This is a genomic window from Elusimicrobiota bacterium (assembly GCA_026388155.1).
Taxonomy (GTDB): Bacteria; Elusimicrobiota; Elusimicrobia; order Elusimicrobiales; family UBA9959; genus UBA9634.
The window spans coordinates 1-25,815 of sequence record JAPLKI010000022.1 but is presented as its reverse complement, the minus strand read 5'-3'; the positions used below and the strand labels follow the sequence as shown (position 1 = coordinate 25,815).

32 protein-coding genes are annotated in these 25,815 nt (G+C 52.5%); 19 read left to right on the top strand and 13 right to left on the bottom strand.

Annotated elements, in window-relative coordinates; translation table 11 throughout:
• The first annotated feature begins 17 nt into the window (after nucleotides 1-17).
• From NTX59_10245 to NTX59_10155, 19 genes are all read left to right on the top strand, one after another.
• The gene (locus NTX59_10245; GenBank protein MCX5786058.1) at nucleotides 18-1,349 is read left to right on the top strand and encodes a hypothetical protein; all 1,332 of its coding nucleotides are present in this window, start codon (nucleotides 18-20) and stop codon (nucleotides 1,347-1,349) included.
• A gap of 6 nt (nucleotides 1,350-1,355) precedes the next feature.
• Nucleotides 1,356-1,679, top strand: a complete 324-nt coding sequence (locus NTX59_10240) for a hypothetical protein (protein MCX5786057.1) — start codon at nucleotides 1,356-1,358, stop codon at nucleotides 1,677-1,679.
• Nucleotides 1,651-2,274 (top strand): hypothetical protein, encoded by a 624-nt coding sequence (locus NTX59_10235; protein MCX5786056.1) that lies wholly within the window; start codon nucleotides 1,651-1,653, stop codon nucleotides 2,272-2,274. The genes NTX59_10240 and NTX59_10235 overlap by 29 nt, the downstream gene beginning before the upstream one ends.
• The gene (locus tag NTX59_10230; protein MCX5786055.1) at nucleotides 2,271-2,594 is read left to right on the top strand and encodes a hypothetical protein; all 324 of its coding nucleotides are present in this window, start codon (nucleotides 2,271-2,273) and stop codon (nucleotides 2,592-2,594) included. Before NTX59_10235 ends, NTX59_10230 begins: the two co-directional genes overlap by 4 nt.
• Complete coding sequence (locus NTX59_10225; GenBank protein MCX5786054.1) at nucleotides 2,591-3,079, top strand: HK97 gp10 family phage protein; 489 nt, start codon at nucleotides 2,591-2,593, stop codon at nucleotides 3,077-3,079. The genes NTX59_10230 and NTX59_10225 overlap by 4 nt, the downstream gene beginning before the upstream one ends.
• Entirely contained in the window at nucleotides 3,079-3,570 is a 492-nt protein-coding gene (locus NTX59_10220) for a hypothetical protein (protein ID MCX5786053.1), read from the top strand. The genes NTX59_10225 and NTX59_10220 overlap by 1 nt, the downstream gene beginning before the upstream one ends.
• Nucleotides 3,571-3,582: 12 nt before the next feature.
• Complete coding sequence (locus tag NTX59_10215) at nucleotides 3,583-4,545, top strand: phage tail tube protein (protein MCX5786052.1); 963 nt, start codon at nucleotides 3,583-3,585, stop codon at nucleotides 4,543-4,545.
• A gap of 2 nt (nucleotides 4,546-4,547) precedes the next feature.
• Nucleotides 4,548-4,925: a hypothetical protein gene (locus NTX59_10210; protein ID MCX5786051.1), complete on the top strand. Its 378-nt coding sequence runs from the start codon at nucleotides 4,548-4,550 to the stop codon at nucleotides 4,923-4,925.
• Nucleotides 4,926-4,927: 2 nt separating this feature from the next.
• Nucleotides 4,928-6,106, top strand: coding sequence for a hypothetical protein (locus NTX59_10205; protein MCX5786050.1), 1,179 nt, complete (start codon nucleotides 4,928-4,930; stop codon nucleotides 6,104-6,106).
• A gap of 30 nt (nucleotides 6,107-6,136) precedes the next feature.
• On the top strand, nucleotides 6,137-6,910 hold the full coding sequence (locus NTX59_10200) for a hypothetical protein (GenBank protein MCX5786049.1): 774 nt from the start codon (nucleotides 6,137-6,139) through the stop codon (nucleotides 6,908-6,910).
• Nucleotides 6,907-9,657 (top strand): hypothetical protein, encoded by a 2,751-nt coding sequence (locus NTX59_10195; GenBank protein MCX5786048.1) that lies wholly within the window; start codon nucleotides 6,907-6,909, stop codon nucleotides 9,655-9,657. The genes NTX59_10200 and NTX59_10195 overlap by 4 nt, the downstream gene beginning before the upstream one ends.
• A 2-nt stretch (nucleotides 9,658-9,659) precedes the next feature.
• Entirely contained in the window at nucleotides 9,660-12,077 is a 2,418-nt protein-coding gene (locus NTX59_10190; protein MCX5786047.1) for a hypothetical protein, read from the top strand.
• Nucleotides 12,078-12,124: 47 nt separating this feature from the next.
• Complete coding sequence (locus NTX59_10185; protein ID MCX5786046.1) at nucleotides 12,125-12,697, top strand: peptidoglycan recognition family protein; 573 nt, start codon at nucleotides 12,125-12,127, stop codon at nucleotides 12,695-12,697.
• 270 nt (nucleotides 12,698-12,967) lie between these two features.
• The gene (locus NTX59_10180; protein MCX5786045.1) at nucleotides 12,968-14,215 is read left to right on the top strand and encodes a site-specific integrase; all 1,248 of its coding nucleotides are present in this window, start codon (nucleotides 12,968-12,970) and stop codon (nucleotides 14,213-14,215) included.
• Nucleotides 14,212-15,159 (top strand): tyrosine-type recombinase/integrase, encoded by a 948-nt coding sequence (locus tag NTX59_10175; GenBank protein MCX5786044.1) that lies wholly within the window; start codon nucleotides 14,212-14,214, stop codon nucleotides 15,157-15,159. The genes NTX59_10180 and NTX59_10175 overlap by 4 nt, the downstream gene beginning before the upstream one ends.
• Complete coding sequence (locus NTX59_10170; GenBank protein ID MCX5786043.1) at nucleotides 15,152-16,150, top strand: tyrosine-type recombinase/integrase; 999 nt, start codon at nucleotides 15,152-15,154, stop codon at nucleotides 16,148-16,150. Before NTX59_10175 ends, NTX59_10170 begins: the two co-directional genes overlap by 8 nt.
• 19 nt (nucleotides 16,151-16,169) lie before the next feature.
• Complete coding sequence (locus tag NTX59_10165; GenBank protein MCX5786042.1) at nucleotides 16,170-16,463, top strand: hypothetical protein; 294 nt, start codon at nucleotides 16,170-16,172, stop codon at nucleotides 16,461-16,463.
• Nucleotides 16,447-17,025, top strand: coding sequence for a hypothetical protein (locus NTX59_10160; protein ID MCX5786041.1), 579 nt, complete (start codon nucleotides 16,447-16,449; stop codon nucleotides 17,023-17,025). The genes NTX59_10165 and NTX59_10160 overlap by 17 nt, the downstream gene beginning before the upstream one ends.
• 88 nt (nucleotides 17,026-17,113) lie before the next feature.
• Nucleotides 17,114-18,388, top strand: a complete 1,275-nt coding sequence (locus NTX59_10155) for a hypothetical protein (protein ID MCX5786040.1) — start codon at nucleotides 17,114-17,116, stop codon at nucleotides 18,386-18,388.
• On the opposite strand, the gene NTX59_10150 is transcribed toward NTX59_10155, so the two are convergent.
• From NTX59_10150 to NTX59_10090, 13 genes are all read right to left on the bottom strand, one after another.
• A complete protein-coding gene (locus NTX59_10150) occupies nucleotides 18,381-19,205 on the bottom strand; it encodes a DNA adenine methylase (protein ID MCX5786039.1) in 825 nt (274 codons plus the stop codon). The two genes, NTX59_10155 and NTX59_10150, sit on opposite strands and share 8 nt — an antisense overlap.
• Nucleotides 19,202-20,086, bottom strand: a complete 885-nt coding sequence (locus NTX59_10145) for a DNA adenine methylase (protein MCX5786038.1) — start codon at nucleotides 20,084-20,086, stop codon at nucleotides 19,202-19,204. The genes NTX59_10150 and NTX59_10145 overlap by 4 nt, the downstream gene beginning before the upstream one ends.
• Before the next feature lie 13 nt (nucleotides 20,087-20,099).
• Nucleotides 20,100-20,294 carry a helix-turn-helix domain-containing protein gene (locus NTX59_10140; protein MCX5786037.1) on the bottom strand — a complete coding sequence of 65 codons (195 nt, stop codon included), beginning with the start codon at nucleotides 20,292-20,294 and terminating at the stop codon, nucleotides 20,100-20,102.
• A 514-nt stretch (nucleotides 20,295-20,808) separates the two neighbouring features.
• Nucleotides 20,809-21,693 (bottom strand): tyrosine recombinase, encoded by an 885-nt coding sequence (locus NTX59_10135; protein ID MCX5786036.1) that lies wholly within the window; start codon nucleotides 21,691-21,693, stop codon nucleotides 20,809-20,811.
• Between the two features lie 495 nt (nucleotides 21,694-22,188).
• Nucleotides 22,189-22,650, bottom strand: coding sequence for a hypothetical protein (locus tag NTX59_10130; protein MCX5786035.1), 462 nt, complete (start codon nucleotides 22,648-22,650; stop codon nucleotides 22,189-22,191).
• Nucleotides 22,647-22,868 (bottom strand): hypothetical protein, encoded by a 222-nt coding sequence (locus NTX59_10125; GenBank protein ID MCX5786034.1) that lies wholly within the window; start codon nucleotides 22,866-22,868, stop codon nucleotides 22,647-22,649. The genes NTX59_10130 and NTX59_10125 overlap by 4 nt, the downstream gene beginning before the upstream one ends.
• The gene (locus tag NTX59_10120) at nucleotides 22,865-23,197 is read right to left on the bottom strand and encodes a hypothetical protein (protein MCX5786033.1); all 333 of its coding nucleotides are present in this window, start codon (nucleotides 23,195-23,197) and stop codon (nucleotides 22,865-22,867) included. The genes NTX59_10125 and NTX59_10120 overlap by 4 nt, the downstream gene beginning before the upstream one ends.
• On the bottom strand, nucleotides 23,175-23,636 hold the full coding sequence (locus NTX59_10115) for a hypothetical protein (protein MCX5786032.1): 462 nt from the start codon (nucleotides 23,634-23,636) through the stop codon (nucleotides 23,175-23,177). Before NTX59_10115 ends, NTX59_10120 begins: the two co-directional genes overlap by 23 nt.
• Before the next feature lie 9 nt (nucleotides 23,637-23,645).
• The gene (locus tag NTX59_10110; GenBank protein ID MCX5786031.1) at nucleotides 23,646-24,164 is read right to left on the bottom strand and encodes a hypothetical protein; all 519 of its coding nucleotides are present in this window, start codon (nucleotides 24,162-24,164) and stop codon (nucleotides 23,646-23,648) included.
• A gap of 4 nt (nucleotides 24,165-24,168) precedes the next feature.
• Nucleotides 24,169-24,381 (bottom strand): hypothetical protein, encoded by a 213-nt coding sequence (locus tag NTX59_10105; protein MCX5786030.1) that lies wholly within the window; start codon nucleotides 24,379-24,381, stop codon nucleotides 24,169-24,171.
• Nucleotides 24,378-24,596, bottom strand: coding sequence for a hypothetical protein (locus NTX59_10100; protein MCX5786029.1), 219 nt, complete (start codon nucleotides 24,594-24,596; stop codon nucleotides 24,378-24,380). The genes NTX59_10105 and NTX59_10100 overlap by 4 nt, the downstream gene beginning before the upstream one ends.
• A 123-nt stretch (nucleotides 24,597-24,719) precedes the next feature.
• Nucleotides 24,720-24,908 carry a hypothetical protein gene (locus NTX59_10095; GenBank protein ID MCX5786028.1) on the bottom strand — a complete coding sequence of 63 codons (189 nt, stop codon included), beginning with the start codon at nucleotides 24,906-24,908 and terminating at the stop codon, nucleotides 24,720-24,722.
• Between the two features lie 653 nt (nucleotides 24,909-25,561).
• Nucleotides 25,562-25,815: hypothetical protein (locus NTX59_10090; protein MCX5786027.1), on the bottom strand; the 254-nt coding region annotated here is incomplete at its 5' end.

The window sequence follows — 25,815 nt, the reverse complement described above, 5'->3', positions numbered from 1 at the left end:
AAAAGGAGAAATAACTTATGGCAACTCTTGAATCCCAACTATCGCAGCAGGTCCTGGGAAACCTCGCGGCCGACATCCTGTCGGCAGAGCCCGCTATACTGGGGCTTATACAGGCCAGCCAGTTTATTGACGGCCCGACGCCGAAAGGCAAGACGCGTATAACGCTTAACTGGACCGCCCCGACAAAAAACGAGTTTACCGGCGGTGAGCTGTTCAAAAACCCGGACGGCACACCGGATCTCGCGGACGGCGCAGCCGCCGCCCTTCATGAAACGCAGTTCGACCCTATTGCGGCTGGCTCGTTTACCGTGTATGAAAGAACCTCCGCATCATCCAACACAAAGACGCTTACGGCCTCAACGGTTCATGGCCAGCGCATCATAAACATAGGCACGCCGGTTCCTGCCGATATCATAGTCGGCGCCAAGATAGTTATAGACGACGGGGTGACCAATAAAGAAGAGTATGCGAGCGTGAAGGCGGTGAATACGTCCACCGGCGACATCACTCTCACGGACGGGCTTTTCTATCCGCATGCTTCGGGAGCTGTGGTCAAGCAGACTGTTGTGGTTACCAAGACTCTGTCAACGCATTACACTCTTGACCTATCTACAGGCGTTCTGACGGAACTTGCAGGCGGGTTCACCGCAGGCAACCGGATCGCCATACGCTATCAGGCCACCCTGCAGGACCTTGACCATTACGAGCTTTACCGCGTGCCGGGCAACGCGCCGGTATCGGTTCCGACAAAGACGAACGTACTGGCAGCCTCCGGCGTTTCCGCCGTTAGTTCGGCAATTCTGTCAACCGCCACCTCGTTTCAGGACCAGACGCCGCTAGACCCGGACAACGGAAAAGACTTCACTTATTACCTGTTTGCCGTTGACGATCAGGGCAACGCCTCCAACCTGTCCAGCGAGGTGATGACGCAGAACCCGCATCTCGCGTTCGTGGAACTGATTCCCACTGTGCCGCAGAACCTGGCGACCGAGGTTTCCTCAAACAAGGTGGCAGTTTCATGGGACGCGGTCACCGATTCAAACGTGAACGGCTACAACATCTTCCGCGCGCCCGGCTCGTCATTCGACCCCGCGCAGGCGCTCAAGGTCAACTCAACGCTTATAGCGAAAGGGACCGGCAGGGTGAGCTTTGACGACAGCGCGGGCAATGCGTCCAATCGCAGGCCTTCCGCTCAAGTGCCCTATCCGCAGGACGGCCAGACCTATAGCTACAAGGTTGAAGCCGAGGATACCACAAGTTACTGGACGGACGGCACTTCCAATATACCCACGCTGGACACAAGCGCTTCCAAGACCTCAGGCACTGGCGACGGCACGGGTGGGAGATAACCTCTCATGGCAGAGGACAACGACAATGCTGTTCTGCACGTTAACAAACCGGGGCAAGCGCCCAGGGCGATTGTGTTTCTTGACAAAACACAGCGCCCCTTGACCCCGGCTGAGGCCAAGCGCGCACGGTTCATCAAAAACCTGAAAAACAACTATGCCCGGCTGAACGAAGCGCTGGCATTTTTTGAATACTTCGCCGCCATCTGCGAGCTTTCATTGGAGCGCCGTGAGTCAATACGGAAGGCCAACAAGGACGCTATCGATGAACTGAGCAGGAACTTTGAGGATAAACTGGCCGAGTATGACAGGCGGCGAAAGGGGGTTGTGTAAGATGGCGACGCTGGCCTCTTTACTCTCACAGGCGGTCATGGCTGTTATTCCGACCGCCTACACGACACCAGCGCTCGTTTCCAAGATGACCGGCGGTGAAGTGCCGGAGGAAGACATCCTGCCAGAGTGGATAGAGGCCGCCACCGAAGAGATTGACCGGCGTTCCGGCATGTGCTTCCGGACCAAGCAGTTCACGAATGTGTTGGATGGCGACGGTTCCGACGCTGTTTTTTTGGATTGCTTCCCGATCCTGCAGATTGACTCGTTTGAACTGGACGGCGACGAAATTCAGCAGAAAGAATACGCGCTCAAAAAGGCGACAGGGATTATAAAGCTTAAAAGCCGACTGATACCGTACGGCATAGCCAATGTAATCGTCAGCGGCATTCACGGCTACGTCAAAGTCCCGGCTTTAGTCCAGAAGATAGCCACACTCATAGTTGCAAAAACCGTGCTATCGGCCAGGTTAGAACCGCTTGTGGACAGCGAGAATATAGGCGATTTCTCGCAGACGCGCAGTTTCAAGAAGCTGAACGACGAGTTGGATAGGGCGTGGGCCGCGCTCGGCAAGCGGTTCAGAATATCGACATTATGATTGAAAAACGGCTGTTGAACGAAACCATCACCATCCGCAAGCCTGTCCAGCGGTTCGTGACCGGCACGAAACAGCCCGTGTTTGATTATGTGGTATTAACCACCGGCGTAAAAGCGCGATTCAACCCGGGCGGGACGGCATCAAACCGGAACGTACTGGGCCAGACGCCGAAACACGCGTTCCGGCTGTTCGTGAACACGACAGACCTTAAAGAGAACTACGAGGTCGTCCTGGAGTCCGATAATAGTGTGTTCACGGTAACCGACGTTAAGAATTTCTGGAATCACCACCTGGAAGCCACTCTTGAGGAGAAAAAATGATCCGCATCATCCTGAGGGACAAAGACGGGCTGATAAAGACGCTGCCGCAACTGCCGCAGCGGCTGCATAACGCCATCGTCCGCGCCATGCGGGAATCGGCGGTTCTCCTGCAAAGCTACGCCAAGCTCTACGCGCCGGTATTCAGGGGCCTGTTGCGCGTTTCCATAGCACAGAACGTAACAGAAGAAGGCAACCGCATAATCGGCGAGGTGGGCTCAGGCCTGCCTTACGCTTCGGTAATAGAGGAAGGCCGGAACCCGTGGTCCGGCGCTATGCCGCCGCCGTCTGGCGACCTGCGGACCTGGGCGCGGCGCAAACTGGGCGACGAACGGCTGGCCTTTGTGGTAGCCAGAGCCATCAAACGGCGCGGATTCAGGGCCCAGCCGTATCTGAAGCCAGCGTTATTGAGCGCAACGCCACGGATTCAAACCATTTTCCAGTCGCGTGTTCTGGAAGCCTTACAGCAGGCGGGAGGCGAAACCTGATGCCCGCGCCAAGACTGCACGAAACGCTTATCGCCGATCGGATAGTGGAACTTATCGACCAGCACCTGGCCGACCAGATGGGACTTAAGGTAATCGCCATAGGCGCGCTTGAGTTCTTCCCTGCTCTGGAAAACCTGTCGGATAACATGCCCGCTGTGTTCGTGAAGCCGGCTCCGGCCACAAATCTTGAGCGCATAACTACGGGACAGACTTACCGCATCGTCTATCACTTCCGGCTGGTGTTCGTAAAGCCGTTCAGCCCAAGCGAGGAGATAATAAAGACAAAAACCGCCGAGACCCAGAAAATAGCCGAACTGCTGATAGACAACGTTGATTTGGACGGGCTGGCTCTGCCGAACGGGCAGGTATTGTTCTCAAGCCTGAAAGCTATTGAATGGGAGCCGCCGGAGGATAATCTCGTGGCGACAATAAACGCCAATCTGACAGCCGCCGCGCTGGTATTTACAGTGGAAACCACAAGCCGCAAATAAGGAGGCAATCGTATGCCGTCAGCAATTGAAAGCCAGAAATATGGATTCAAAAAAGAAACAACCCGCGGGATAGCCGAAGCCGCGCCGCAGAAGTTCCTTGCGGTCGGCGCGGAAGCCCTGCTGGATTATAAATCGCTGCTTATCGCGGACGACAAGATACGCGGCTCCAAGGAATCTTACCCCTCGGCCGCCGGAATACGCGAAGGCGGCGGCTCGCTGCCCGCTATTGACCTTGAAGCGGACACGCTGGGCGATCTGCTATACGGCTGCCTCGGCAAGGTGACAACCACACAGCCGGACGCAGCTAACTCGCCAACCGTGTTCAGGCATGTTTTCAAGCCCGACAATAAGGTGCAGTTCCCATCATTCACTTATTTCGTTGACCGGGGACTTGGTATCAAGCGTTACCCGCTCACCGTAATAAAGAAGCTGACAATGACCGGCTCTGTTGACGGCAAGGGGCAGGTATCGGCGGACGTGTTGTTTAAGACCGAGGAAACGGCATCGGCGTTCTCGGCGGTATTCGGTACGCCGAAGCCGCTGATGTTCTTTCAGACAGAATTCAAGCTGGACGGGATTCTTAACCAGGACGTTAAAAGCTGGACGCTAAGCATCGACAACGCATCGGCGGCACATCGGACCTTAAGCCAGTCAAGGGACGCGAAGGACATAATCTCATCCGGCAAATTCTCCATCGAGGGCGGCTATGAAATCTATTTCGAGACCGAAGCCAACCGGCAGAAATTTCTGGATAACCTGCCGCAGGCCATTGATTTAGCCCTGACCGGCGATATCATAGAAGACACTTTCAAGAACAAGCTGGAACTTAGCGTTCCGAAAGCCAAATACACCGCCTATGCCTTCGGCACGCTGGAGGGGCTGTTCGGCTCTGCCGTATCATTCCAGGCGGAGCTGGACCCTGCATTGGGCTACAGCCTGCAAGCAGCGCTCACCAACGCGGTGTCAGGATATTGATTATGTATGAACCAGTTTCCGTAAACATGCTCAAGGAGCGGCTCAACAAAGAGAAAACCGTGGAAGTCTGCGGTTTGTGTTTCCGCATACGCCGCGTGCCGCTGCTGTTTTTAGGTGACGAGACCGCCGATTTCTGGGCTATCGCGCGGGAAGGCCGGGACGCGCTGGCCAAGCGCATAAATGAGCTTATATCCAATCCCAAGCTGCCGCAGTTCCGGCGTGTGCTTTTATACGGAATAATCTCACCCAAAATCGGAGTTGGTGACGGGGATCGTGACGCGGTGCCGGTGGACGCAATTATTGCCGAATATCCGCTCGCGGTCGGGCTTTTTGTCGAGATAATAAATTTTACCCTTGATTGCATACCAAAGGCGGTTTAACCATGCCCGGCTTCGAGATAATATTCGAGGCCGTAGACCAGGCCTCGCCCGCCATCCAGCGGCTGTCGCAACAACTCCTTGACGCCGCGCAACGCTCCGATAAATTCGCGGGCTTAATTGAAAAATCCACGGCGCGGGCTGATAAAGCCTTTACGGCGCTCCCCCCCAAAGTTAACGCAGCGGCGCAATCGATGTCGGCTGTCCAAGGCGCGGCAGGCCAGCTTATAAATCAGCTGGCGGGCTTTGCCACAGTCGCCGGTATAGCTGCTTTCTTTAAATCCGCAGCGGACGCGGCCTCAGGCGAAGAGGACGCATTAAGACGGCTCCAGTTTGCGGTCGAGGCAACCGGCGGCTCTTTTGGCAAGGAAAAAGAACGCATCATGGCGTTCGCGCAAGAGCAGCAGGCCCTGACCAGGTTTTCAGATACAGACACTTATGAGGCACTCAGTAAGCTTACAAGGATTACTGGCGATGCCGGGCAAGCCATGCAGGCTACAAAGCTGGCATTTGGACTTGCGTCCGCGTCTGGCAAAGACTTCAACCAAGTTTTAGAACTCCTTGGCCCGATTCTCAATGGCGACGCCAGCCGCATGCGGGCGCTTAAGACCGAGTTTGGCGCGTTCATAGGTGATGCGAACACTTCGCAGGAAGTAATAGATGCCCTTTCTAAAAAGTTTCTTGGAGCAGCAGAAAGGGAATCTGGTTTTGCACAGCAACTCGCAACCTCACGAAATCGGCTGGACGATTTCAAAGAGGTAGTCGGCATGGGTGTGTTACCAGTTTTCAACTTCCTGCTTGCCGCGCTCCTAAAAGGGACACAGTTCTTCGAGGTCCTCGGGGTCGTCATGGCTAACTGGGGTGCCAAGGCCATGGTAATCATTGAGCAGACTGCCAGCGGCTGGGGCGCTATCTTTAAAGGGCAATTCGACCGGCTGCCGGATATCGTGCAGGATGCCAATGTAAAGATGCAGGCCATAGAGGAAGCCTCAGTTGAGCAGGCAGCCGAGGTTCACAAGCGTTATTCAGATGAGCGCCAAGAGCTGATTACACAGGAAGTTGAACTTAAAGCCAGAGTTACCGAGAAATCGATAGAAGACTCGCAAAAAGAGGCCGACGAGAAAAAGCGCCAGGCGCAGGACGCGCATGACAAACTAATCCAGCTTGACGCGGAACGCCTGTAATCCGAGGGGCAGAGCCTGGAGTCCAGGCTGATGCTCATTGAGCAAGAGAAGACTCAACGGCTGCAGCAATTTGAGGATTTACGAACCAAGGGCCTGATAACCGAGGACGAACTTACCGCCGCCAGGATGAACGCGACCGCCATTTCTATTGCGGAATCCCAGAAGGCAAGGGATGCTATAAACGGCGACCTTATAATGGTACACGACACTCAAAAGGCTGTATCTGAAGCCTTTGCCTCTTCATTCTCCGGTGCCGTGGCGGACATGATCCTGCAAGGCAAAAGTTTTGAGGATGCCTGGAAGGCCGTAATGAATACGGTCTTAAGAACAGCCATTGAAACATTCACCCGCATCGCCGTAGAGAGAGCCTTGGCAGATTCCGCAGCCTCATCTGCGGGAGCAGCCTCTGGTGGCATTGGTGGAGGGCTTTTAACTGCCGGTTTCATGGCTATCGCACCATCGGTCTCTAAAGGATTGAAGAAGATTTTTGGATTTGCCGACGGCGCTATCGTCACAAAGCCTGTCCTGGCAACAATTGCGGAAAGCGGCCCTGAAGCAGTCATCCCGCTTGACCAGTTAGACAAGTTTACCGGGGATGCACCTGGCGGGAACATATCTGGCGGGGACGTAAACGTGTCGGTCATACAACACAACACTATTACGGTCACCGGTGTAGGCGATGAGCAGGTAAAACAGTTAATGCGGCGCATGTCCGAGGTTACCCGTTCCGGCACAGCCGAGGGCGCAGAGCTTGTTAAATCCATCATCTCAAAGCAGGGACGGCTGTCCAAGGAAGCGGTATGAAGACCACTTCAGCAGGATACAAAGCTGCACAGACCTCAAACCTGATTTATCCGGTCAGGAAAGTTGAGCTTTTTCGAAGGCTGGCAGACGGCTCAAGCTGGGAGACCACTCCCATTGATATTACCACCGAAGTCGTCAGGCTTGACCGGCTTTCCTGGAAGCTGGATACAGAGGCATTAAACGAATATAAGGCCTCCAACATCCGCATAGAAGTAGAAAACGCAAAGCGGCAATGGGACGCCGGATCGGCAGGCCGCTTCGCGGGATTCCAGCGATTTCATTCCAAAATCAGAGTATCTTTAGGGCTTAAGGTCTCCGGCGCTGACGAGACCTTCCCGACCTTCACCGGGGTCATTGAGGACACCATAGAGGACTCCGGCACACCCACACTGCAACTGGACATCCAATCGACAGACCAACTGCTTGAAGATGCCGACGCTGACAAAGCGGCCATCCTCGTAACTAATGAGCTTCTTGGCATTGGCGATGGCTTAAAAGCTGAGTTTGCACTCGCCAACACACCTGTAGGAGCCGTGAAAGCTGTGCGCGTCGGCGGCGAGGTGATGCGCCCTGGCACCAGATGGAGCGCTACAGGCTTAAATGACCCAACAAAGACCGCTGTAATTAAATTTGAAACCGTTCAGCCGCCCCTCGGCGCGGAGGTGCGGGCAGATTATGTGACCTGGAAACGGGACCAGCGAATCCACAGCGTAGCAAGCGACCTTATTGCCTCAGTACCACAGGTCCAGACAGCGGCGATTGAAACCGTACAGTTCGAGCCGCCCGCCCAGCGCGAAATACTGCACACACAGTTAGTGGACTTCGCGTCTTACAGTTTACACCGGGCGGCAGTTGTAGCTGAAGCAGAGCCGCCAGAGGGCGATGGGCAGCTTACTATCAATCCGTATGACACACAGGCTGAATGGGAAGCGGTGTTAAATGTCAACCGCATAAATTTCCGCCGGATAAAAGACGGGATTCATCCAAAATGGACTTCGCAATATGAAGGCGACTACGCACCGGCTCTAGAGAAAGGCACGGTTGAGGGCGATTACACATTCCCCTGGTCGGAAACCTTGCCAACAGGTTCGACAGCCACACTTGCCGATAGCATAAGAACGGTGACACACAACGGCGGCGCGGATTACATGCTCTACAACCAGGCCGAAGAGTTTGGGCTATCAAGATGCGTTTGCGCCAGAATGAGATTCTCAGCAGTCCACGGGACCATCACACTGGGAACAATGGTAGGACAATCCCCTTATCGAGGCGCACAAATTGAAATAACAGACCTAAACAAAGTAAAAGTTCGGTCTGCCACACTTAGTCCCGGTTACAATGTGGATCTTACGCAGTTCCATACATTTCGTCTCGCACTTACCATGACAAGCGTATCAGCTGGGACCTGGGCACTGTTTATTGACGGTACGCAGGTTCTTTCTGGAACGCTGGGAACGCTCTCCGGCGGCACTTCCGGAGTCCGGCTTCAATCAAGCACAGGCACGAATAGCACTTTCAGCATAGACTTTATCCGCTATAACGGCATAAGCCCGACCCCAGCGACAGGGCAGATAACTCTTTGGGTGGATTATGGAGTAGTTCTCTCTGGCCTAACGACATTCGCGCTTATAACCACCTTAGGGCCGTTCTTCGCAGAGTTGCAAGGCTTACCGGCGGGAGCCCAGTTTTACTGGTGTTGGGGCAACGACACCTATTCTTACCCCACAGAAATGCCTGTCCTCAATGGCGGAAATATCGGGAACTGGACAAATGTTCATTCTCCCAGGTATATAACGCTCAAAATTGTTTTAACTGACACCCTTGAGTCACTCCCTTATGGCGTTAAACGGGTATGGCTGCCAGCTATCGCGGTCTCACCGGCAATTGATGGCGGCTCAGGGATAGCTTCCTGGGATACCTGGAAGGCAGCGGTTATTCCAAACAACGGCACCGTCCAGAGATTTACTGCAGTTGTCACGCCGCTTACGATGTCAGGCTATGGCTACCACCGGGCGCTGGGGCCGAATGACACAATAATCTCCGACGAGTTCGCTGTATCCAACGGCTTCGGGATGCCACCTAAGATGGCTTTTATTACGCTGCTAAACACAGCTGGAGTAGTTCCCCCCGCGCACACGCTAAGCATCATTACGCTGACCACCAGAGACATCCTCATCACGATGGCAAACTTCGGCAGCCGGTCGGTGCTGGATGTAATCAAGGAGCTGGCAAGAATAGCCGACTTTGACCTCGGCCTTGACGGTGATGGCCGGTTCTTTTTCAGGAACAAGACAACAATCGCCTCTCCTTTGATTACCCTGGACGGCTCAAACATAGAGAAGGTCCAAAGCATCAGTCCCGGCTGGGACAGGGTTTACAACAGCATCAGAGCGAACTTCGGCGAGTTCGTTAAAACGGCGGACTCACAGACCGAGGGAGACCCTGCACCCACATCAAACCAGCGCTTTGGGATCAGGCCGTTGTCAGTAGGCGGCGGCGGGATGTTATTCCAGGCCGACGTAGATCTGGCGACCGTAATGGCAAAGCGATATTTCAGCCGCTACAAGGAGCCGAAGCGCCGGGCAACGCTTACGACCAGGTTTATGCCAGAGATGGAACTGAGTGACCGGGTCAGGCTGAACATCCCAGACCCTCGGCAAATCGGAGAAGCGTTCGATGCCAGGATTATCGGTATAGCGCATGACTTAATGAATTTCAGGACTGAGATGGACCTGCTGGAGATATAACGATGGCCACCAAAGAAACTTTAAGCCAAGCAGCGCAGTTCCAGAATAACGCCGGGGCAACCGGACTGGACCTGACGGTTATGCCAATTAAGCTCCAGCAGATATTTACGCTTGATGAAGTGGATAATTTTAATGACGGCGCCAAAGACCCGCGCTGGATAACTGCGCCTTCACAGTCTGCCCCGCAGTTATTCCTGCAGGTGGTACCGAATGTCGCAGCAGCAGGTTACGGGCTTCATAACACAAGCTATCACTTCGCGCAAATTCTCAAGCTTACCGCCAACAAGGGCATTTCGAGAATCGGACTCAGGATGTCATCTTATCCAGCATACTCCGCTCCGGGTAATATCATAGTAGAAATCCGCACAACCAGCGGCGCGGCAGGCGCAGAAATTCCGACAAACGTTGTTTTGGCAACGGCAAACCCTGTGCCTGCAAATACCTTAAGGTTTCTGGGAGGCACGCCGCCTATCGTTTATTTCACGACCTTTGACTTTCCGCAGTCTGTCCAACTGCAGGCCGGTATATCCTACGCCATTGTTATGCGTTTGTCGCAGACAGATTTCAATCAATTCCCTGTATGCATGTATGCCGAATACGGCGCCGCAGGCAGCAATTACCCCAACGGCAGGGCAGTCATATCACTCGATGCGGGCGCGTCATGGACTGCGGCGGGCCAGATCCTGGATTTTGATTTCCAACTTTATGAGTCAGTGGCAAATACACAGCCGATAGAAACTGGGGGGTTCCTACAGTTCGATTACAATAGCTCACCGACCATCAGCAACGAAACCATATTTAATTCCTCACGAGGGTCCATAGAACTGGAAACCCGCTTTATCTGCGAAACAATTTCCAATACTATGCCGCCTTACTCGGACTACTTCGTTCCTTTTGGCCCCGCAATACTTGGCGGCAACATTAATTCACCTCCCCTGACAGATGTTGACCGGGAAAGCCGACTGATATGGGAGTGCTGGACCAATTGGTGCCCTTACACTAATTTTTTATCCTTCCTTCCGTTTTGCTATGGGGCCAATGGAATTAGATACTGGTGGAGCCAATCAACAAATCAATGGATACAAGATCCGGGAGCAGCAATGCGACAGGGAATTTTCCTAAGTAATCCGGCGAATATTCCTATAACACTGAAATGCGAAATCAACGGGCAAGGGATAATAATTAAGGCTTATAAAAACGACAACCCGGCGCAGATTATTTTCCAGACCGGAACCAGCCCCGCAATACGCCAGCTTGATAACTACCACCTACAGCTCGCTCATGCAGCGAACTCGGACGGTGGCCGCACCAAGTATGACTACTTTAAACTCTCGGGCGCGGTAATTGAACCAGACTCCGGCGAGGTCATTCTGCGCCGGACTTATCCAATTAAGACCAAGGTCACCAAATACACGATGAACCGCATACTGCCAACGGCAGGCTCCAAGATAAACATAAAAGCTCGGTCTGGAGATACCCTTGCGGCGCTCCAGGCCACTCCGTTTAGCGACTTACCCGGGGGCACTGTCGCTGGGAATGTGGAGACGGGAGACGTAACCATAGCGCCGGGATTGTTATTCGACATAAAGCTTGAGTTCGTAAAAGCCAGCCCAAGCCCGCTGCTGAATTCGTTTGATTTCACAACAACCCCGCTGGCTGTGGATGAGGATCAACCGATAATTCTCTCGCTGGACGAGGCAGGTCCGGGGCTTGCGATGGTAACCTCCAGCGAGGAAGGCTTAAGCGAAACCTCAAACACACGAAAGCTTATGGATGGAGATACCGATACACCGTGGACCTCGTTGAATGCCTCGGACGCGACATCGGCAACTTTACAGGTCAGCTTTTTGACCCCGGCTGGGGGCGGCGATGTAAGGACATACAACGCTGTAATTCTGCGGAACACGAACATAAAGAACTTGAGAGTTCATGCCGGTATCACTACCTTTTTTGACGGAGAGATTCTGGACGATGACGTGATAATCCCCTTTCCAACGGTAACGATGCCGGTCGTTCAGTTAGAGGCTAAGACTACGAAAGTTCCCAACCAGAATAAGAAGATAGGCGAGCTTTACTGCGGACAGATTCTTATCGCGTTGCCCAATTTTGACTCATACACGCCGCAAAGGGAGCTTTTTGAATCCGGCAGTTTCAGGACATTGGGCGGCAAGCTCATCGCTTATCGCGGGAAGAACAAATACGCAGGCAAGTGGCGAATAATACTAACGGATTCCCCCTCCAAGGACACTGTTGAGCTGATTTTTAAGCAAAACCCGCTTATTACGTTTTGGCCGGAGCCCAAAGCCAGGCCAAGAGACCTTTTTGATGTCGGATGGAAGATTGAGTCCTTACCGTTTGCTTACAGCGACGTATTCAAGAACGCCGGGTACACAATAGAGGCAGAGGTAACGGAGATCTGACCGCGTCAAAGCCGGCCGGAATCCCGTTTATAGCTTAGGAGGTATTTATGAACAAGCCAAAACTAGCGCTGAATATTGATGTATGCCGGTCCAGACCTTGGACCGGCATAGTCTGGCATCATTCGGCCAGTCCGGACGGGGTAGCGCGGGACTGGGATGCCATACGCCGCTACCACACATCATACCGCATAGACGGCAGCATCGTTTCCGAAGCCGACTATAAGCGGCGGTTGGCAACCGGACTTGGCAAGTCGTTCCAGCCGCCCTGGATCGATATTGCATACCACGGCGGGACAGAATGGGTAAACGGCCAGGTAGTTTACAACTGGGGCAGGCCGCTCAGCCAAATCGGCGCTCACGCCGGTGTCAAAGGAGCGTCAAATATTTACAACACAGACTACTTAGGCCTGTGTGCTGTTGGAGATTTTGATAAAGCCCCGCCCAAACCTGAGCATTGGGAATTCAACCTACAACTGACGCGCGCCTTTATGGAAGCCTTCCGCATACCGGCCAGTCATGTAATCGGGCACTGGGAAGTATTCGACCGGCTCGGAGTGCCCAGACAGAAATCCTGTCCCGGAAAATGCTGGGACATGAGTCTTTTTAGAGAGGAACTGTGATGGACAGAATAAAACGACTGACACTGGCGCTGGCAAAGAATACCTTCGAAAGCGACTTCGCGCAGAACCTGATGCGGGACCTCAAGTCGCTTCGAACTACCTGGAACTACGTCTTATGTGCGGCAGCACATAAAACGTAATATGTGATGGCCGCACTTATGTTACGTAGAAAGCAAAGAGCTTTGTATTTCATGAGCTTTTATAAATGCGACGCCACATAAGCGCAACATCCTGTCAGTATAGTTGGATATCCCAAAAGGAGGTCCAACTATGTTTGAGCAACTCTACACAGACCATAGAACCATCTGTCGCCACAAAGATGCCCCGTATAGTAAAGAGCGTGAAGACTTTCTTGCACAACGCGCCCAGGAAGGGTATGCGCGTAGCACACTGTTCTCGCTGTCCTCGGAGCTTCTTATTGTGGTTCGCGAACTTGGTAGTGCAGGTGAATTGATGATGACTTCTGACCAGATTAAAATGGTAGCAGCCCGATGGGCCCGGCGGCAGCGGCGCATTGGACGCGCGCGCTTTGGCAAATCCTCGTATAAACTTTTCTGGGTGGTGGCGACACAATGGCTTCGTTTTCTTGGCCGCCTGTATAAGCCGCCTCAAATATCGGCATCTTCGTCTGGCATGATCGACGAATTCGCCGCGTGGATGAAAAGCGCGCGAGGGCTGTCTCCAACGACTATCTGGAGGCGGTACCGGTATATCAGACAATTCCTGCGCTGGTATGAGGCAAAAGGACATCCCATGTCCGACATCCAGATCGCTGATATTGATGCCTATTTGACCGAACATGGTGCTAGTCACTGGACTCGGGTAAGCGTGGTCAACAACGCCCGTGCACTCAAGGCTTTTTTTAGGTTCGGCGGAATGCGAGGCTGGTGCCTGACATCGATAGCGGATGCTATTCGAGGGCCTCGGATATTCTCCCAGGAAAATCTCCCCTCGGGACCGACATGGGAGGATGTGCAACGCCTTATTGCCAGCTTGGATACGGATAAGCCGATCGATATTAGGAATCGGGCCGCCATAATGCTCCTGTCCATATACGGGCTGCGTGTAGGCGAGGTCTCGCAACTTAAGCTCGAAGATATCGACTGGGAACATGACCAGATATTGATCCGACGACCCAAACTCCGACGAGCTCAAACCTACCCGCTCGTGCCTGTCGTGGGGAATGCCATCCTCCAATACTTGCAAGCTGTCCGTCCCCATTGCTCCCGTCGAGAGGTGTTCCTGGCGTCTACAGCTCCCTTCCGGCCCATCTCCCAAGGGACTCTTTATCATACGATCAGCGAACAGGCCATGGGACTGGGGATTCATCTGCCTCACAGGGGCCCGCATGCGTTGCGGCATGCGTGCGCCACTCATCTCGTTTCTCAAGGCTTTTCGCTTAAGGAAATTGGCGATCTTTTGGGACATCGTACCTCCTCGGCCACCAGAATTTATGCCAAAGTGGATCTGACGGGCCTACGAGAGGTGGCCGCCTTCGATATAGGGGGGCTTCCATGAAACTCACACAGCTTACGGATGAGTACATAAAGTTCAAACGCTCCCTCGGTATGCGCTTCTTAACGGAGCCAGTGATCCTCAAGGGCTTCTGCCGGGCGATAGGAGACCTCGACGCCGGGGAGGTGAAACAATCCTCCGTGATCACCTTCCTCGCAGGGAAAGGACCCGTTACAACCTTCTGGCACCAAAAGTTCATCATACTCAAAGGTTTCTATGCCTTCGCTGTCTCCAGAGGCTATGTATCATCATCCCCATTGCCTACAATACTACCCAAACGACCGGCCAGTATGGCGCCCTACATATATACCATCGATGAACTGCGCCATCTATTGGAGGCAACGTCACGACTTTCCGACCGTCTCAATCCTCTGCGTCCTGTCATTTTCCGCACACTTCTGCTTCTCCTCTATGGAGCCGGGCTCCGTATCGGCGAGGCTGTGTCGCTTACATTGGCCGACGTGGATTTGTCGGCGAGCCTACTGCATATCCGTGACAGCAAATTCTTCAAAACCAGGCTGGTACCCATCGGTCCCCGTCTGACCACCGAACTGGATGCCTATATTAAAAGACGGCGGCAGGCGCTGCCATGCCCGGCGGGCGAAGACTCTACCTTCTTTGCCACGCGTAAGGGTACTGGCATTGCGGTCAGTCAGGCTGATAAGACTTTTCGGTGGCTGCGTGACAAGACCAGTATCCATCGCGAGCGCGAGGCGCGTTACCAGCCGAGAATCCATGATATCCGCCATACCTTTGCCGTGCACAGGATGGAAGCTTGGTACCGCCAGGGAGCCGATGTTCAGCGGCTCCTGCCCAAACTGTCCACCTATCTCGGCCACGTCGACATCGCCTTTACCCAGCGATACCTGACCATGACGATGGAATTGCTGCAGGCAGCGAACCATCGCTTCGAATGTTATGCCTTCCCGGAGGTGAGTCATGTTTAATGCAACGCTAATCGGTCATTGGGTTCGTCGGTTTCTCATGGAGCACATAGTGGCTGAACGGAATCTCGCGCGCAACACTCAGACAAGCTATCGCGATACACTGGCTCTCTTGCTTCCGTTCGCTGCCGCGAAAGTGAACAGGTCCGTGGATAAGCTCACTATCGAGAACATCTCGCCTGAAGTAGTCCGATCTTTCCTGCTTCACCTTGAGCAAGACCGGAAGTGCTCCATCGCTACTCGCAATCAGCGGCTGGCGGCTATCCACGCGTTAGCAAAATTCATTGCCGAGCATAGCCCGGAACATATTGCTTGGTGCGCCGAGGTCCGCTCGATTCCGCTTAAGAAATCTTCCAAGCCGGTGATGTGTTACCTCGAGAAGGCCGAAATGGATGCCATTCTTGAGGCCCCTGATCGCAGCACGTCACAGGGACTCCGGGATTACGCCCTCCTGCTTTTCCTTTACAACACAGGGGCTCGAGCCAGCGAGGCTGCCCACGTTACTGTTGCCGATTTGAACTTGAATGGATCTGCGTCGGTTAAGCTCGTGGGGAAGGCTGGAAAAGTGCGTCATTGTCCGCTTTGGCCCTCGACAGCCAAAGTGATGGCCGATCTCATATGCAGTCGGGAAACCGCCACGATGGCTTTCCTGAACCGTCTCAAGCAGAGTATTACGCGTTTCGGAATCAACACTTTGGTTAAACGTTACGCCGACAAAGCGAGCCGCCACATTCCTTCTATGGCGACCAAACAGATAACTGCGCATACGCTCCGCCATACGACGGCAGTACACCTGCTTCGCGCCGGGGTGGACATCAACACCATCCGGGCCTGGCTGGGGCATGTGTCCCTCGACACAACGCATATTTACGCCGAGATTGATCTCGAAATGAAGGCCAATGCCCTCGCTCATTGCGAAATTCAGACAGCAACCCTGCCCAGGGCACAGTGGCGCGATAACCGTGGGGTCATGGCATTCTTGAAATTGCTGTAGAGGACGGAGGGACTTTATTATGTTGCGTCCAGAAGGTGATATCCCAAGGAAACCCAATGACTTTCGCTGGCTACGTGACATAAGCGCGGCCATCACATATTACGTCTATCTCGCCCTATACGTCTTCCTGTGCGTCTGGACTGCGCTATATCATCCGGAACACCTTTCGACCGCCATCACCGTCACCGGCGGCATCGTCAGCGTTGTGTTTGCGGGCTACGTCCTCACCAAAACCTACGAGAAGGTCAAAAACGGGAACGGCAACGGGAACCACAAGCCGCCCGGAGGAGATGAAAATGGCGCTTCTGACTAAGATTTTCGGGTTTATCATCCGGCGGCCACAAGAGGCCGCCATTATCCTGTTAGCTTTAATGCTGGCGGTTCTGTATTGGCAACTCAAGCGCGAGACTGGCCGGGCAGAGCAACTCACGGCAAAGATTGAGGGCCTGCCGCCGAATACGAAGCAGGTGGTCACGATTTACCGCGACCGGGTCGTCACCAAGTTGCGAGATGGACCAACAAAGATTGAATACAGAGACCGCTACCTGCCTCCTGAGGGCCATGTCGAGGTCGTAAGCAAGGTGGACCAGCCGGATAAGCCGCCGGAAGTGGTGGTTAAGGATCGTGGTTTCACCCGACGGCTGGGTGGCGGTCTTGTCTATTCTGGCAAGCTACTGCCACTGGTCGACTTCAAGTGGGCATATTGGGGACGTTATAGCCTTACCGCCGGGATAACGCCGCTGTTCGGCGGGATTGGTCTTTCACGCCATATTGACGATTTTACACCTTTTCAGAATTTGGAACTCCAAGGTCTCGCCGGTCTTGGATGGGGTGCGAAGCTTCGCTTTGGGATTGGATTGAGAACGAATTTTTAGGAACCTGCTACAAAACAACTTTGTTTCCTTTAGAAGCAAAGTGCTATGATAAAAAGAATTCAGATTCAAATTTATTCGGAGATTAGAGATGCCATTCACTCGCAAGGATTTCGGGTTCGGTCGCATCGGGGATGTGATAAAAGGGCTTAAGCACAGACATAAAGTTGATTCCCTAGACTCTATTTCTGAAAAAGATAAACTTAATACTCTCTGTTATGTTCTTGATTTTAGCCCTGAACAACTCGATGCACTTATAGCCGACAATTCTCCTGTCCTGCGCACAGTCCAAGGCCACGCCTTTGAGACTTTCTTCCAGATTTTACTGGCAAGAAATGGCCATACCATCGAAAAACGTGGTGGGGACACAGATATAGATCAGGTTCTAAATGGGCACACTCTCCAACTTAAGACCCCGACACGGTCTGGGACCAGAGAAACTGAAGTTCAATATAAAACTCACAAGACACACGGAGCGAAATCAGAACAAGAATCTCTGGAATACTACCATGGGGCGGACTCCTTCGCTGATTTTCTTGTAGGGCTAATCACATATACCCCACTAAGGATTATGATTTTAGGTAGGGATGAATTACCCACACATCCGAAAGATAGAAAACGCATACTTAGTCCATTCACCATCAATTGGAGTCTGCATTCCGGACTAGGAGCCTTTAATCGGCTAGGGATAAAAAAACTAGATTTAGAAGTGATGAGTAGCCACACTCATCCGAAAACATCTTTACTGCCACGCACATCTAAACTTACAGAGTTAAGTTCTGAAATAATTGTTGACACCATTATTCAAGAAGAGAACTTCCGAATTTGGGATATGAACATGCGTGGTTTTGCGAGAGAGCATGCATTTAGATTCTTTCTTAAAGATCAACGTGTCGTAGCGTATGATGTTAGCCACTGTTCAAGGCCTAGGGCTGATAAAGCCGACATAGCACTGCTTAGAAGGGTTGGAAATGGCTGTGAACACTTCCAGGTAAAAGGGCCGACTGTTGGGGCATGCGATTTCAACCAAACAGATCCTATAATTGGTGTTGAGACACAACTCTCGCGCGGCAGGGCAAACGATCACCCGACTCAAAGTCGTCTCTATTTAAAAACAGATTTTGAAGGGGTAATCGTTTGTATTGAGCCTCAACTGGCATACCAAATCAACTTATGTAGAAGCGGAGGCCGCAATCCCAAGGATGATGTTTCTTGGGAGTTTTATTCAATCCCTGTATCAGAACTTATCGCGCATCAGAAATATCCTCGAAGGATAAATTCCATGCAAAAGCTTAGATATTCTAAAATGCAACGATATAGGATTAATGACGCATGGGCAAAGCAATGGACAGAATTACCTAAATAAAATTTGTAATCAACAACTCTTTTCCTTTTTTCCGGACGGTCTTAACATTTGCAGTGTTATACCACCATTCCTCCGCGCTCAAATGCGCCCAACTATATAGTTTTCGCGCTGTTTCACAGTCATCGTAAGACAAAAGAAATTTATGCCTTGTTTTCTGCAGTACCTTAGCCAACCGTTCGTGGTCATGCATCCTGAATGAATGGACATAAGCGCGTGTCTGATCTGCCTCAATATATGGTGGGTCAAGATATATAAAGACTTTCCGCCCCTGCGGTTTAGTCATAATCACCTCTTCAAAATCCAACGAGGTCAACTTCACACCCCGTAGTTTCTCTGCCGAAGAAGTGATAAATGGCTCCCATGATTTTGGTGGAGCACTTTTTCCAACCGCATAGCCCCACGCTGGTTTTTTCATAATACCCGAATATGATGTGCGGTTTAAATAATAAAACCTATAAGCCTGCGACAAACTATCTTGCGGCCCCCACTCCTTCATTTCCGCATGGCGAACCTTGTCGGCAGTTTCAGGATTTAAGAGTGAAATCAACTTCGGTCGCAAAGAGTCATCTTGAATGACCTGGTAGGCATTAATTAAGTCAACGAATATATCATTCAACCAATTAAATCGAACTTTTTCTTTTGAAAAGAATACCTGCCCACCTCCTACAAAAGGCTCACGGTATTCGTCATGTGGGACCTGATTCCAAATATGCTCCATATATTTTATCGCGTAGAATTTCCCACCTGGGTATCGGAAAGGAGACTTCACCCTGGCAGCAGCCTGCGGATTAAGAAGCATTAATTGTCGTGCAATCATTTTGAAACCTTAAAGTTACAGATGACCAACTCAAACCCTTTGCGTCTTCGGCCAGCAGCTATTGAGGGCCCATTTTCCTGTGAATTATCTACACGGTAAAAAAATTCCACAGGATATATACTCGCCCATTCATATAATTTACGAATGTCGGGATGATCTTCATAGGTTAATATGAATGAATGCTTGGTTTTTTGCAGCAAAGATGCCAGCCTCAAGTGATCTGAAGTCTCAAAGCCATTACTGTAGTGCTTACGCTTAGGCGGCATATAGTATGGCGGGTCAAGGAACAATAATACACCCTTGCCACGACTTGGGGAAGCTATTACCTTTTCAAAATCAAGGCATGTAATCTTAACATCTCGTAACTTCTGGCCACAAGGATTGAGTCTCTCATTCCAACGCTCAGGGGGCAAACTGCGTTTAGGGCGATACCCCCAACCTGGGCTTACCATTTTCCCACTAAACGAGGTCCTATTGATGTAGTAATATCTGTATGCCCTATCAAGACTGCTTTTGGGCTGATAGGATCGAACTTCCGCCCATCTCTCTTTAGAAGCTATTTCTTTAGAAAGCCTCTCAACTAATTCTGGCCTCAACTTGGCATTGGCCATTACCTGGTAAGTATTTACAAGCTCAGAATCAAAGTCATTTATCCAACTATATTTAGCTTTAGGTTTTGCAAAGAATACTGCACCTCCCCCAACAAATGGCTCGCGATATTCATCGTGAGGACATGCCTGCCAAAATCGCTTTAGTCCAGATAGCGCATAGTACTTTCCACCAGGATAGCGAAATGGAATTATCACTTTTTTCCCATTGTCCGGGGCGGCTAACAGTTTTAAGTCTGTGATTGCTTTCCGCTTTGTAAGTATTGTGGGCATTCTTAATATTATCCTAGCTCGTTGCGATAGATGTTCTAATGTGTTTCAAATAATTTTCCAGATCTGACTGTAGTATAAGCCAATCACGACCAAGCTTTTGCCCCCGGAACTTGTTTTGTCTAATCAAAAGCCGCGTATGCTGAATTGTATATCCCAAAAGCTTTGCAGCCTCAGCTGACGTTATATACTGTGAATTTTCAATCTTCATAAATGTCCCGTGCGATATTCCCTAGGGAACATCATACATAATCGACAAGACGAACTCAAATTTCCCCAACTATCCTTGACTCACCATCACTTCAGCCGTGTAGATGCAGACCGTGAATCCGTCAATATAAGGTGCACCATAACGATCTTTTTCACAAATAAAGTATAGCAGACCAACGCGACAACGTAGTGTCGCGATGAAAATGGCAGTTTTTGCCACATCTGTCCGGGGAAAGTTTTAAACGGCTGCTGGATGTAAGCGGAGTCGGACTTCAGAACAGACTAAATCCCCTATGAAAAGGCGATTTTGGGGTTGTTTGGCAGTGCTGTCCGGGAAAGTAGGGAAAACGGGATACACAAAATCATGTCCAGATTGGAGGAAGGAGAGTGTAAATAGGCGTCTTAGCGGTTAAAGATTACGGTTTCCGACGGAAAATGCGCCATAATACGGCGGTGTAGGGCTAATTTGATGATATGCGGCAAAATTTCCCCGGACAGATGTGAGTTTTTGCAATTTAAAACCTCGGATGCGCCTTACCACAGGTCGCTTTCAGAAATTCTGCGGTGACGTGCGTATATCGCTGTGTTGTAGTTATTTGGCAATGTCCAAGCATTTCCTGTAAAACCCGCAAGTCAGCGCCCCCCTCCAACAAATGCGTCGCGGCGCTATGCCGGATTTGATGCGGCGTGATCCTGCCATGCAGTCCGGCTCTCCCGGCCATTCTCCTCAGTTCCCACCAGAACGTTCCCCTGTTTATCGGCTGGCCCCGCGAATTCACAAAAAGGGTAGCTTGAGCTATAGGCAATCGCTGATTCCTTGCCACCAGGTAGCGGAGAATGGCGGCATTGGCTTTCTTCCCGAACGGAACGATGCGATCCTTTCCGCCTTTGCCGCAGATACGCACACAGCATCCTTCCAGATTGACTTTATCCAGCGTGATGCGCAGTAGTTCCGACACGCGCATGCCGGTGGCGTACATGAGTTCCAACATCGCATTGTTACGAACGTGGTTAAATTTACCATCCACTGGCGCATCAAGAAGCCTTGCCATCTCTTGAACGCTTAACGGCTCCGGCAGCCTTTGCTTAAATTTAGGAAGCTTCATTCCAATGGTCGGGTCTGCTTTGGCATGACCCCTCTCCGCCAGGAACCGATGGAATTGGCGGATGGCGATGGCCGCCGCGAAGAGCGAGCTGCTCGCCAGCCGCGCATCCCTTCTGGCCTCCAGGTATGCCATGACATGATCGCGGGTAGCCGTGGCCGGAGTCTTCCCCCGGCCCACAAGGAAGCGCAGATAGCCCCGAATTTGGTAACCATAACTGGTCCAAGTGCATGGAGAGAGCCCCCGCTCTACCCGTAGGTGCTGCATAAAGCCGGCCAGCATGGCATCCGGGCTCATGGCGTTCCGCTCCCGGCCCACCGCTGGGCCACCCGGTCGACCGCCTTGGCACCACGCCGCCGGGCTTGGCGAATCTTAAACGCCACATAGCTCTTGGCCCGCCTCAGCGACTTCCGGGGTATAGGGATGCCGGACTCCCGCATGCGGGCAAAGGCCCACTGTTCAGCCTCGTATTCCTCTACATGACGGGGTTTACGCCTGATCCTTGGCCCTGAGGCCGCCTGGGCCTGCCCGGAGCCGCCGTGGGGCAACGTGGGCCCAAAGACGTGCCCCAAGGCCACATGGGCGCATTCATGCAGGAAAATGTGCAGGGCCCGCCGGGTAACCGGCCTCGGCGCCGCTATCTCTGCGGTGCTATAAGCCCTGCCTGACAGCGTTCTGCGGATGCGGACGACCCTGACCGCCACCGGAGTGTTGGCCAGGGCCGCCTGAATACACAGTTGCCGCATCCTTTCCTTGCCTGCCTTGAGCGTCTCAGCGTATGGCTTCATGTGGTTATGCCTTCTTCTGGATGACTTTGACCCGCTTTTTGTCGTCTTTGACAACCTGCCAGCCCTTTTTCTTGAAGGTCCAACACCGCGCCCGCACATTCGCTTCAAGGTCTTTGCCTTTACCCGCGTCACCGGCTTTCTTGGCAAGCTCGGCGGCAATCTCATGGGTTGTTTTGCCGCCAGCCAGAAGCATCGGGTCAATGATGGCCGCCAGAGAACCGCTGTTCTTCGCTTTGGCATCCCCCCCCGTCTTGCCCTTGCCGTTGACCTTCAAGAGGAGTTTGGACTCTTTGCCCACACCCTTTTCGTCATACGGCTTAAGCTCGTAGTCGCCGTTCACCATGATGGTCGTGCCGGTGGTCTCCAGCTTTATGAGAACCTTGCCAGCCTTTGAACCAGTCACCGTGACCGGAATGCCCGTCTTGGACAGATACTTCTCGCCTGTTTTCGCTTCGCTTGCTTTCATTGTTTTTTCCTCCTGGGGCTCATGGCCCCGATAACCCGCTCCGTAGCCCGCCCGTCCACCCGGCGCTGGCTGAACTCATAAACGCCATGGGACACACCGCGAGCTACAGCCGCCTCGACTTCCTTGCGGCTATAACCCAACTGCAACGCCCGGATGACCTGATCAGCGACCAAGTCTGTGACTATGGCGTTGAGAACATCCTCACGTGGCATCTTCATTCGCGTTCCTCCTCTACCCCGGCCTCAATCGCGGCCCATGCCAGTTCGCACAGGGCTTCTGCCGTCTTGTGGGCCAGGCCGAGCTTGTGGGACACATCGGCTGCCGTCATGGTCTCAATCAGGCCTTTCAGCCCATCGCGCTCGCGCCACCCGATCTGTTTTACATTGTTCTGCCAGCTTCCATTCTTAATTGTGCTGACAGACTTCTTAAAGGCGGCCGGGATGCGCTTCACGACCTCCTGCGCACCCTTTTTGTAGACAGCAACACAAATCAGTTCGCCGTCATCTGCGTAAACCGCCCAATACCTACCTCGTTTTTCTATTTTCATATGACTCATCCCACACTGGCCACATGCATATACCCGCCTTGTCATCCTGCCCAATGTCGTATTCCTTCCCGCAGGCGATGCATGTCACCCGGCTCTCATTGTTGTAGTCCCAACCCTCAGAGTAGTCTGCCGCCTTATCGTCATACTCTGGGCCGTCCGCCGTTATCTCGCAGGGGACACCCCGCAGTTTCAGCGTTACCTTTTGGGCTTTGAACTGGTCGCTTCCACACGCGCATTTAATGTTCTTCTTCCGGGCATGCTCAGCAGCCCTATGGACTATGCTCCTGGGGATAATGTGGCGGTAGCGCCGGATGGTCTGTTCAATCATGCGCTTGGTAGGCTCGTCTGCAAGCTTCACATAGAAGTCCAATATCTCGTCACGATTGGATATCCAGTGCTTCATACGCTTTTCCAGTTCCTCTTGAGTCAGCGTTTTCATTACTGCCTCCTATACCGCAATATTTGCGGCCTTGAAATATGCGACCAACAGGACTGCGGCCAATTGATTCCGGCCACCTATATGCCAATCGGTGTTCTTTTCAGGCTCAAGGCTGGATTTATAATCGTAGATGGTAAACTCCAGGCCGCTAATGCGCCCATACCATTCCGCCTTGACCTTGCCGTCCGGTGATAGTCCCGCCAGCGGCTTGCCGAATACGCGCACAAGGTCCTCGTAGCGTGTGCCCTCCGGCAGATAACCTATGCATCCCGTGCCGCGAGGGCGGTTACCGCCCACTTGAACTTCTGCCTCCAGCATTACTTTCATTTTTGTCTCCTTGCGGCGAATCAGGACATTGTCCGGGGTCATTATCCCTGCGTTGACCAATTCCTTTTTTACCAGTGCGTGTATCCGGACCGCCGCGCCGATTGTCAAATCCAAACGGTGAGCCAGCATATCCGGCTGAAGGCTCCAGACCTTCTCGTATAGCTCTTTCGGAATCCCGTCACCGCATTTTTTTATCTCCATATAACTATGCCTTAGGGAAGTGCTTTGCCAGAACTGGATCAGCGCGGTAAAGCTTCAACATCTTCATCGCCGCCCGCGCGCCCCGCACCAATTGCGCCCGCGACAGCCAATCCAACGTGGAGTGGAAGATGTCGTTGCGCATAATGTCCTCAATGTAGTCAGCATCCTTCCCGCTGGCCGCCGTCGCCTCAACAATAACCTGCTGATAGAGGCTCATGGCTTGACCGCCTTGACCACGGTCGGGATGTCGCCCTCAACCCGCGTCCCCAGGGCCGTAACATCTTCAATAAACAGCTCATCTTCTACCGCCAGGTTGTCCCACTGTACGAACACCTCCTGACCCGCAGTGCGAACCACCGTTCCGGTGTATTTGCCGCCCCATTTCGCGTCGCGCACCCGGTCGCCTTTCCTTATTTTCTTCGTATTCTTCATAGTGCTTTACCTCCTTATCTCCGTCGGTGAATCACTCTACAGGATCACCTTACAAGGAATTCTGGGCGAAGTCAAGGCCTTTCTTCGTCGGCGAAAACTCATTTGAAGTTGTGTCAAGGCCTGTTATTTCAGCGATTTTTCCGCCTCGTTCTGAAGCCTGTGCAGCTTTCGGACATAAGGCAGAAATCCTTCTTTGGGCTTCTGATTCAATTTCCAGAACAGGAATTTATCAAATGCATCCCAGAAAATCTCGCCATCTGAATAAACCTGAATAGTAAATTCCATAATGAGCACCTTTTTCTTCTTTGGCATGGTTTTTCTCCTCGGGCAAGTTGCCGCAGATAGGGAGGTTACCTTCGTTAAAAGCCTTATGCAACACATGAGAGCCTTCTTCGTCAGTTATGGATATTCCTTTATATTGCTTTGATAAATTTGGATTTGCTGGTTGGATTTGCTATATTTTTGGTGGGTACTCATAGATATATATTAAATGGCATGAGTCATTTCTCGCAGCATCAGTAATATGGCTGGTCAGAATGAAAAAACTATTGAAATTGCATTTTAAAAATGCTCATTTAACTGAGAGCAGCCCGCAGCCCGCAGCCCGCAGCCCGCAATTTTCACGCATCGGATCAGCGAGGCTTGTAGAAAACCAGATTAAACACTTGATACATAGATATATTATTCGAACCTCTCACTGATGCGCCGGCGGAAGAAATGTAACATTCCGGTGTAACATATCTCCCCACGCCCACCTCTTCAGCCCTTCCCGCGCGGCTCGGCCGCCAGCGGCGATTCAACCCTGACAGAGCATCCGGCACATCCCTCGCCGGACCTGTACCGGCGCACGCTTTCCTGCGGTCGAGACCGGCATAGCCACAGCGCCCCCGGTGCAGCGGCATCCGCGCAGTGTCGGGCCTGATCTTTTTTGTCGGGCCGTGTCCGGTCTGGTGAAATTTCCCCGTCTAGCCACCTGTCGGCACGTCGATGCGCCGCTTCATGCGTGCGCGGCGAAGGCCGGCAAATGCGATCGGGTCTTTGCCCTGGTCGCTCGGGGACGCCGCAGGAAACCATGCGGTGCCCATGGGTCGCGAACAATCAATCACGCCGGCGACGAACTCGCTTCCGGCAAAAACGGGGATTTGACTCATGCGTACATCCATCAAACTGCTCGTCACGGCAGCGCCGCTTGCGCTGTTCGCCACCATCGCCCTGCCCG

Coding starts and splice junctions, on each gene's coding strand:
- NTX59_10230 (MCX5786055.1), top strand. CDS start 2,271: ATGATTGAAAAACGGCTGTTGAACGAAACCATCACCATCCGCAAGCCT.
- NTX59_10110 (MCX5786031.1), bottom strand. CDS start 24,164: ATGGAGATAAAAAAATGCGGTGACGGGATTCCGAAAGAGCTATACGAG.
- NTX59_10240 (MCX5786057.1), top strand. CDS start 1,356: ATGGCAGAGGACAACGACAATGCTGTTCTGCACGTTAACAAACCGGGG.
- NTX59_10185 (MCX5786046.1), top strand. CDS start 12,125: ATGAACAAGCCAAAACTAGCGCTGAATATTGATGTATGCCGGTCCAGA.
- NTX59_10125 (MCX5786034.1), bottom strand. CDS start 22,868: ATGAAGATGCCACGTGAGGATGTTCTCAACGCCATAGTCACAGACTTG.
- NTX59_10190 (MCX5786047.1), top strand. CDS start 9,660: ATGGCCACCAAAGAAACTTTAAGCCAAGCAGCGCAGTTCCAGAATAAC.
- NTX59_10175 (MCX5786044.1), top strand. CDS start 14,212: ATGAAACTCACACAGCTTACGGATGAGTACATAAAGTTCAAACGCTCC.
- NTX59_10170 (MCX5786043.1), top strand. CDS start 15,152: ATGTTTAATGCAACGCTAATCGGTCATTGGGTTCGTCGGTTTCTCATG.
- NTX59_10150 (MCX5786039.1), bottom strand. CDS start 19,205: ATGATTGCACGACAATTAATGCTTCTTAATCCGCAGGCTGCTGCCAGG.
- NTX59_10155 (MCX5786040.1), top strand. CDS start 17,114: ATGCCATTCACTCGCAAGGATTTCGGGTTCGGTCGCATCGGGGATGTG.
- NTX59_10215 (MCX5786052.1), top strand. CDS start 3,583: ATGCCGTCAGCAATTGAAAGCCAGAAATATGGATTCAAAAAAGAAACA.
- NTX59_10235 (MCX5786056.1), top strand. CDS start 1,651: ATGACAGGCGGCGAAAGGGGGTTGTGTAAGATGGCGACGCTGGCCTCT.
- NTX59_10115 (MCX5786032.1), bottom strand. CDS start 23,636: ATGAAAACGCTGACTCAAGAGGAACTGGAAAAGCGTATGAAGCACTGG.
- NTX59_10195 (MCX5786048.1), top strand. CDS start 6,907: ATGAAGACCACTTCAGCAGGATACAAAGCTGCACAGACCTCAAACCTG.
- NTX59_10180 (MCX5786045.1), top strand. CDS start 12,968: ATGTTTGAGCAACTCTACACAGACCATAGAACCATCTGTCGCCACAAA.
- NTX59_10160 (MCX5786041.1), top strand. CDS start 16,447: ATGGCGCTTCTGACTAAGATTTTCGGGTTTATCATCCGGCGGCCACAA.
- NTX59_10205 (MCX5786050.1), top strand. CDS start 4,928: ATGCCCGGCTTCGAGATAATATTCGAGGCCGTAGACCAGGCCTCGCCC.
- NTX59_10210 (MCX5786051.1), top strand. CDS start 4,548: ATGTATGAACCAGTTTCCGTAAACATGCTCAAGGAGCGGCTCAACAAA.
- NTX59_10135 (MCX5786036.1), bottom strand. CDS start 21,693: ATGAGCCCGGATGCCATGCTGGCCGGCTTTATGCAGCACCTACGGGTA.
- NTX59_10225 (MCX5786054.1), top strand. CDS start 2,591: ATGATCCGCATCATCCTGAGGGACAAAGACGGGCTGATAAAGACGCTG.
- NTX59_10145 (MCX5786038.1), bottom strand. CDS start 20,086: ATGCCCACAATACTTACAAAGCGGAAAGCAATCACAGACTTAAAACTG.
- NTX59_10245 (MCX5786058.1), top strand. CDS start 18: ATGGCAACTCTTGAATCCCAACTATCGCAGCAGGTCCTGGGAAACCTC.
- NTX59_10095 (MCX5786028.1), bottom strand. CDS start 24,908: ATGCCAAAGAAGAAAAAGGTGCTCATTATGGAATTTACTATTCAGGTT.
- NTX59_10130 (MCX5786035.1), bottom strand. CDS start 22,650: ATGAAAGCAAGCGAAGCGAAAACAGGCGAGAAGTATCTGTCCAAGACG.
- NTX59_10140 (MCX5786037.1), bottom strand. CDS start 20,294: ATGAAGATTGAAAATTCACAGTATATAACGTCAGCTGAGGCTGCAAAG.
- NTX59_10200 (MCX5786049.1), top strand. CDS start 6,137: ATGCTCATTGAGCAAGAGAAGACTCAACGGCTGCAGCAATTTGAGGAT.
- NTX59_10120 (MCX5786033.1), bottom strand. CDS start 23,197: ATGAAAATAGAAAAACGAGGTAGGTATTGGGCGGTTTACGCAGATGAC.
- NTX59_10165 (MCX5786042.1), top strand. CDS start 16,170: ATGTTGCGTCCAGAAGGTGATATCCCAAGGAAACCCAATGACTTTCGC.
- NTX59_10220 (MCX5786053.1), top strand. CDS start 3,079: ATGCCCGCGCCAAGACTGCACGAAACGCTTATCGCCGATCGGATAGTG.
- NTX59_10105 (MCX5786030.1), bottom strand. CDS start 24,381: ATGAGCCTCTATCAGCAGGTTATTGTTGAGGCGACGGCGGCCAGCGGG.
- NTX59_10100 (MCX5786029.1), bottom strand. CDS start 24,596: ATGAAGAATACGAAGAAAATAAGGAAAGGCGACCGGGTGCGCGACGCG.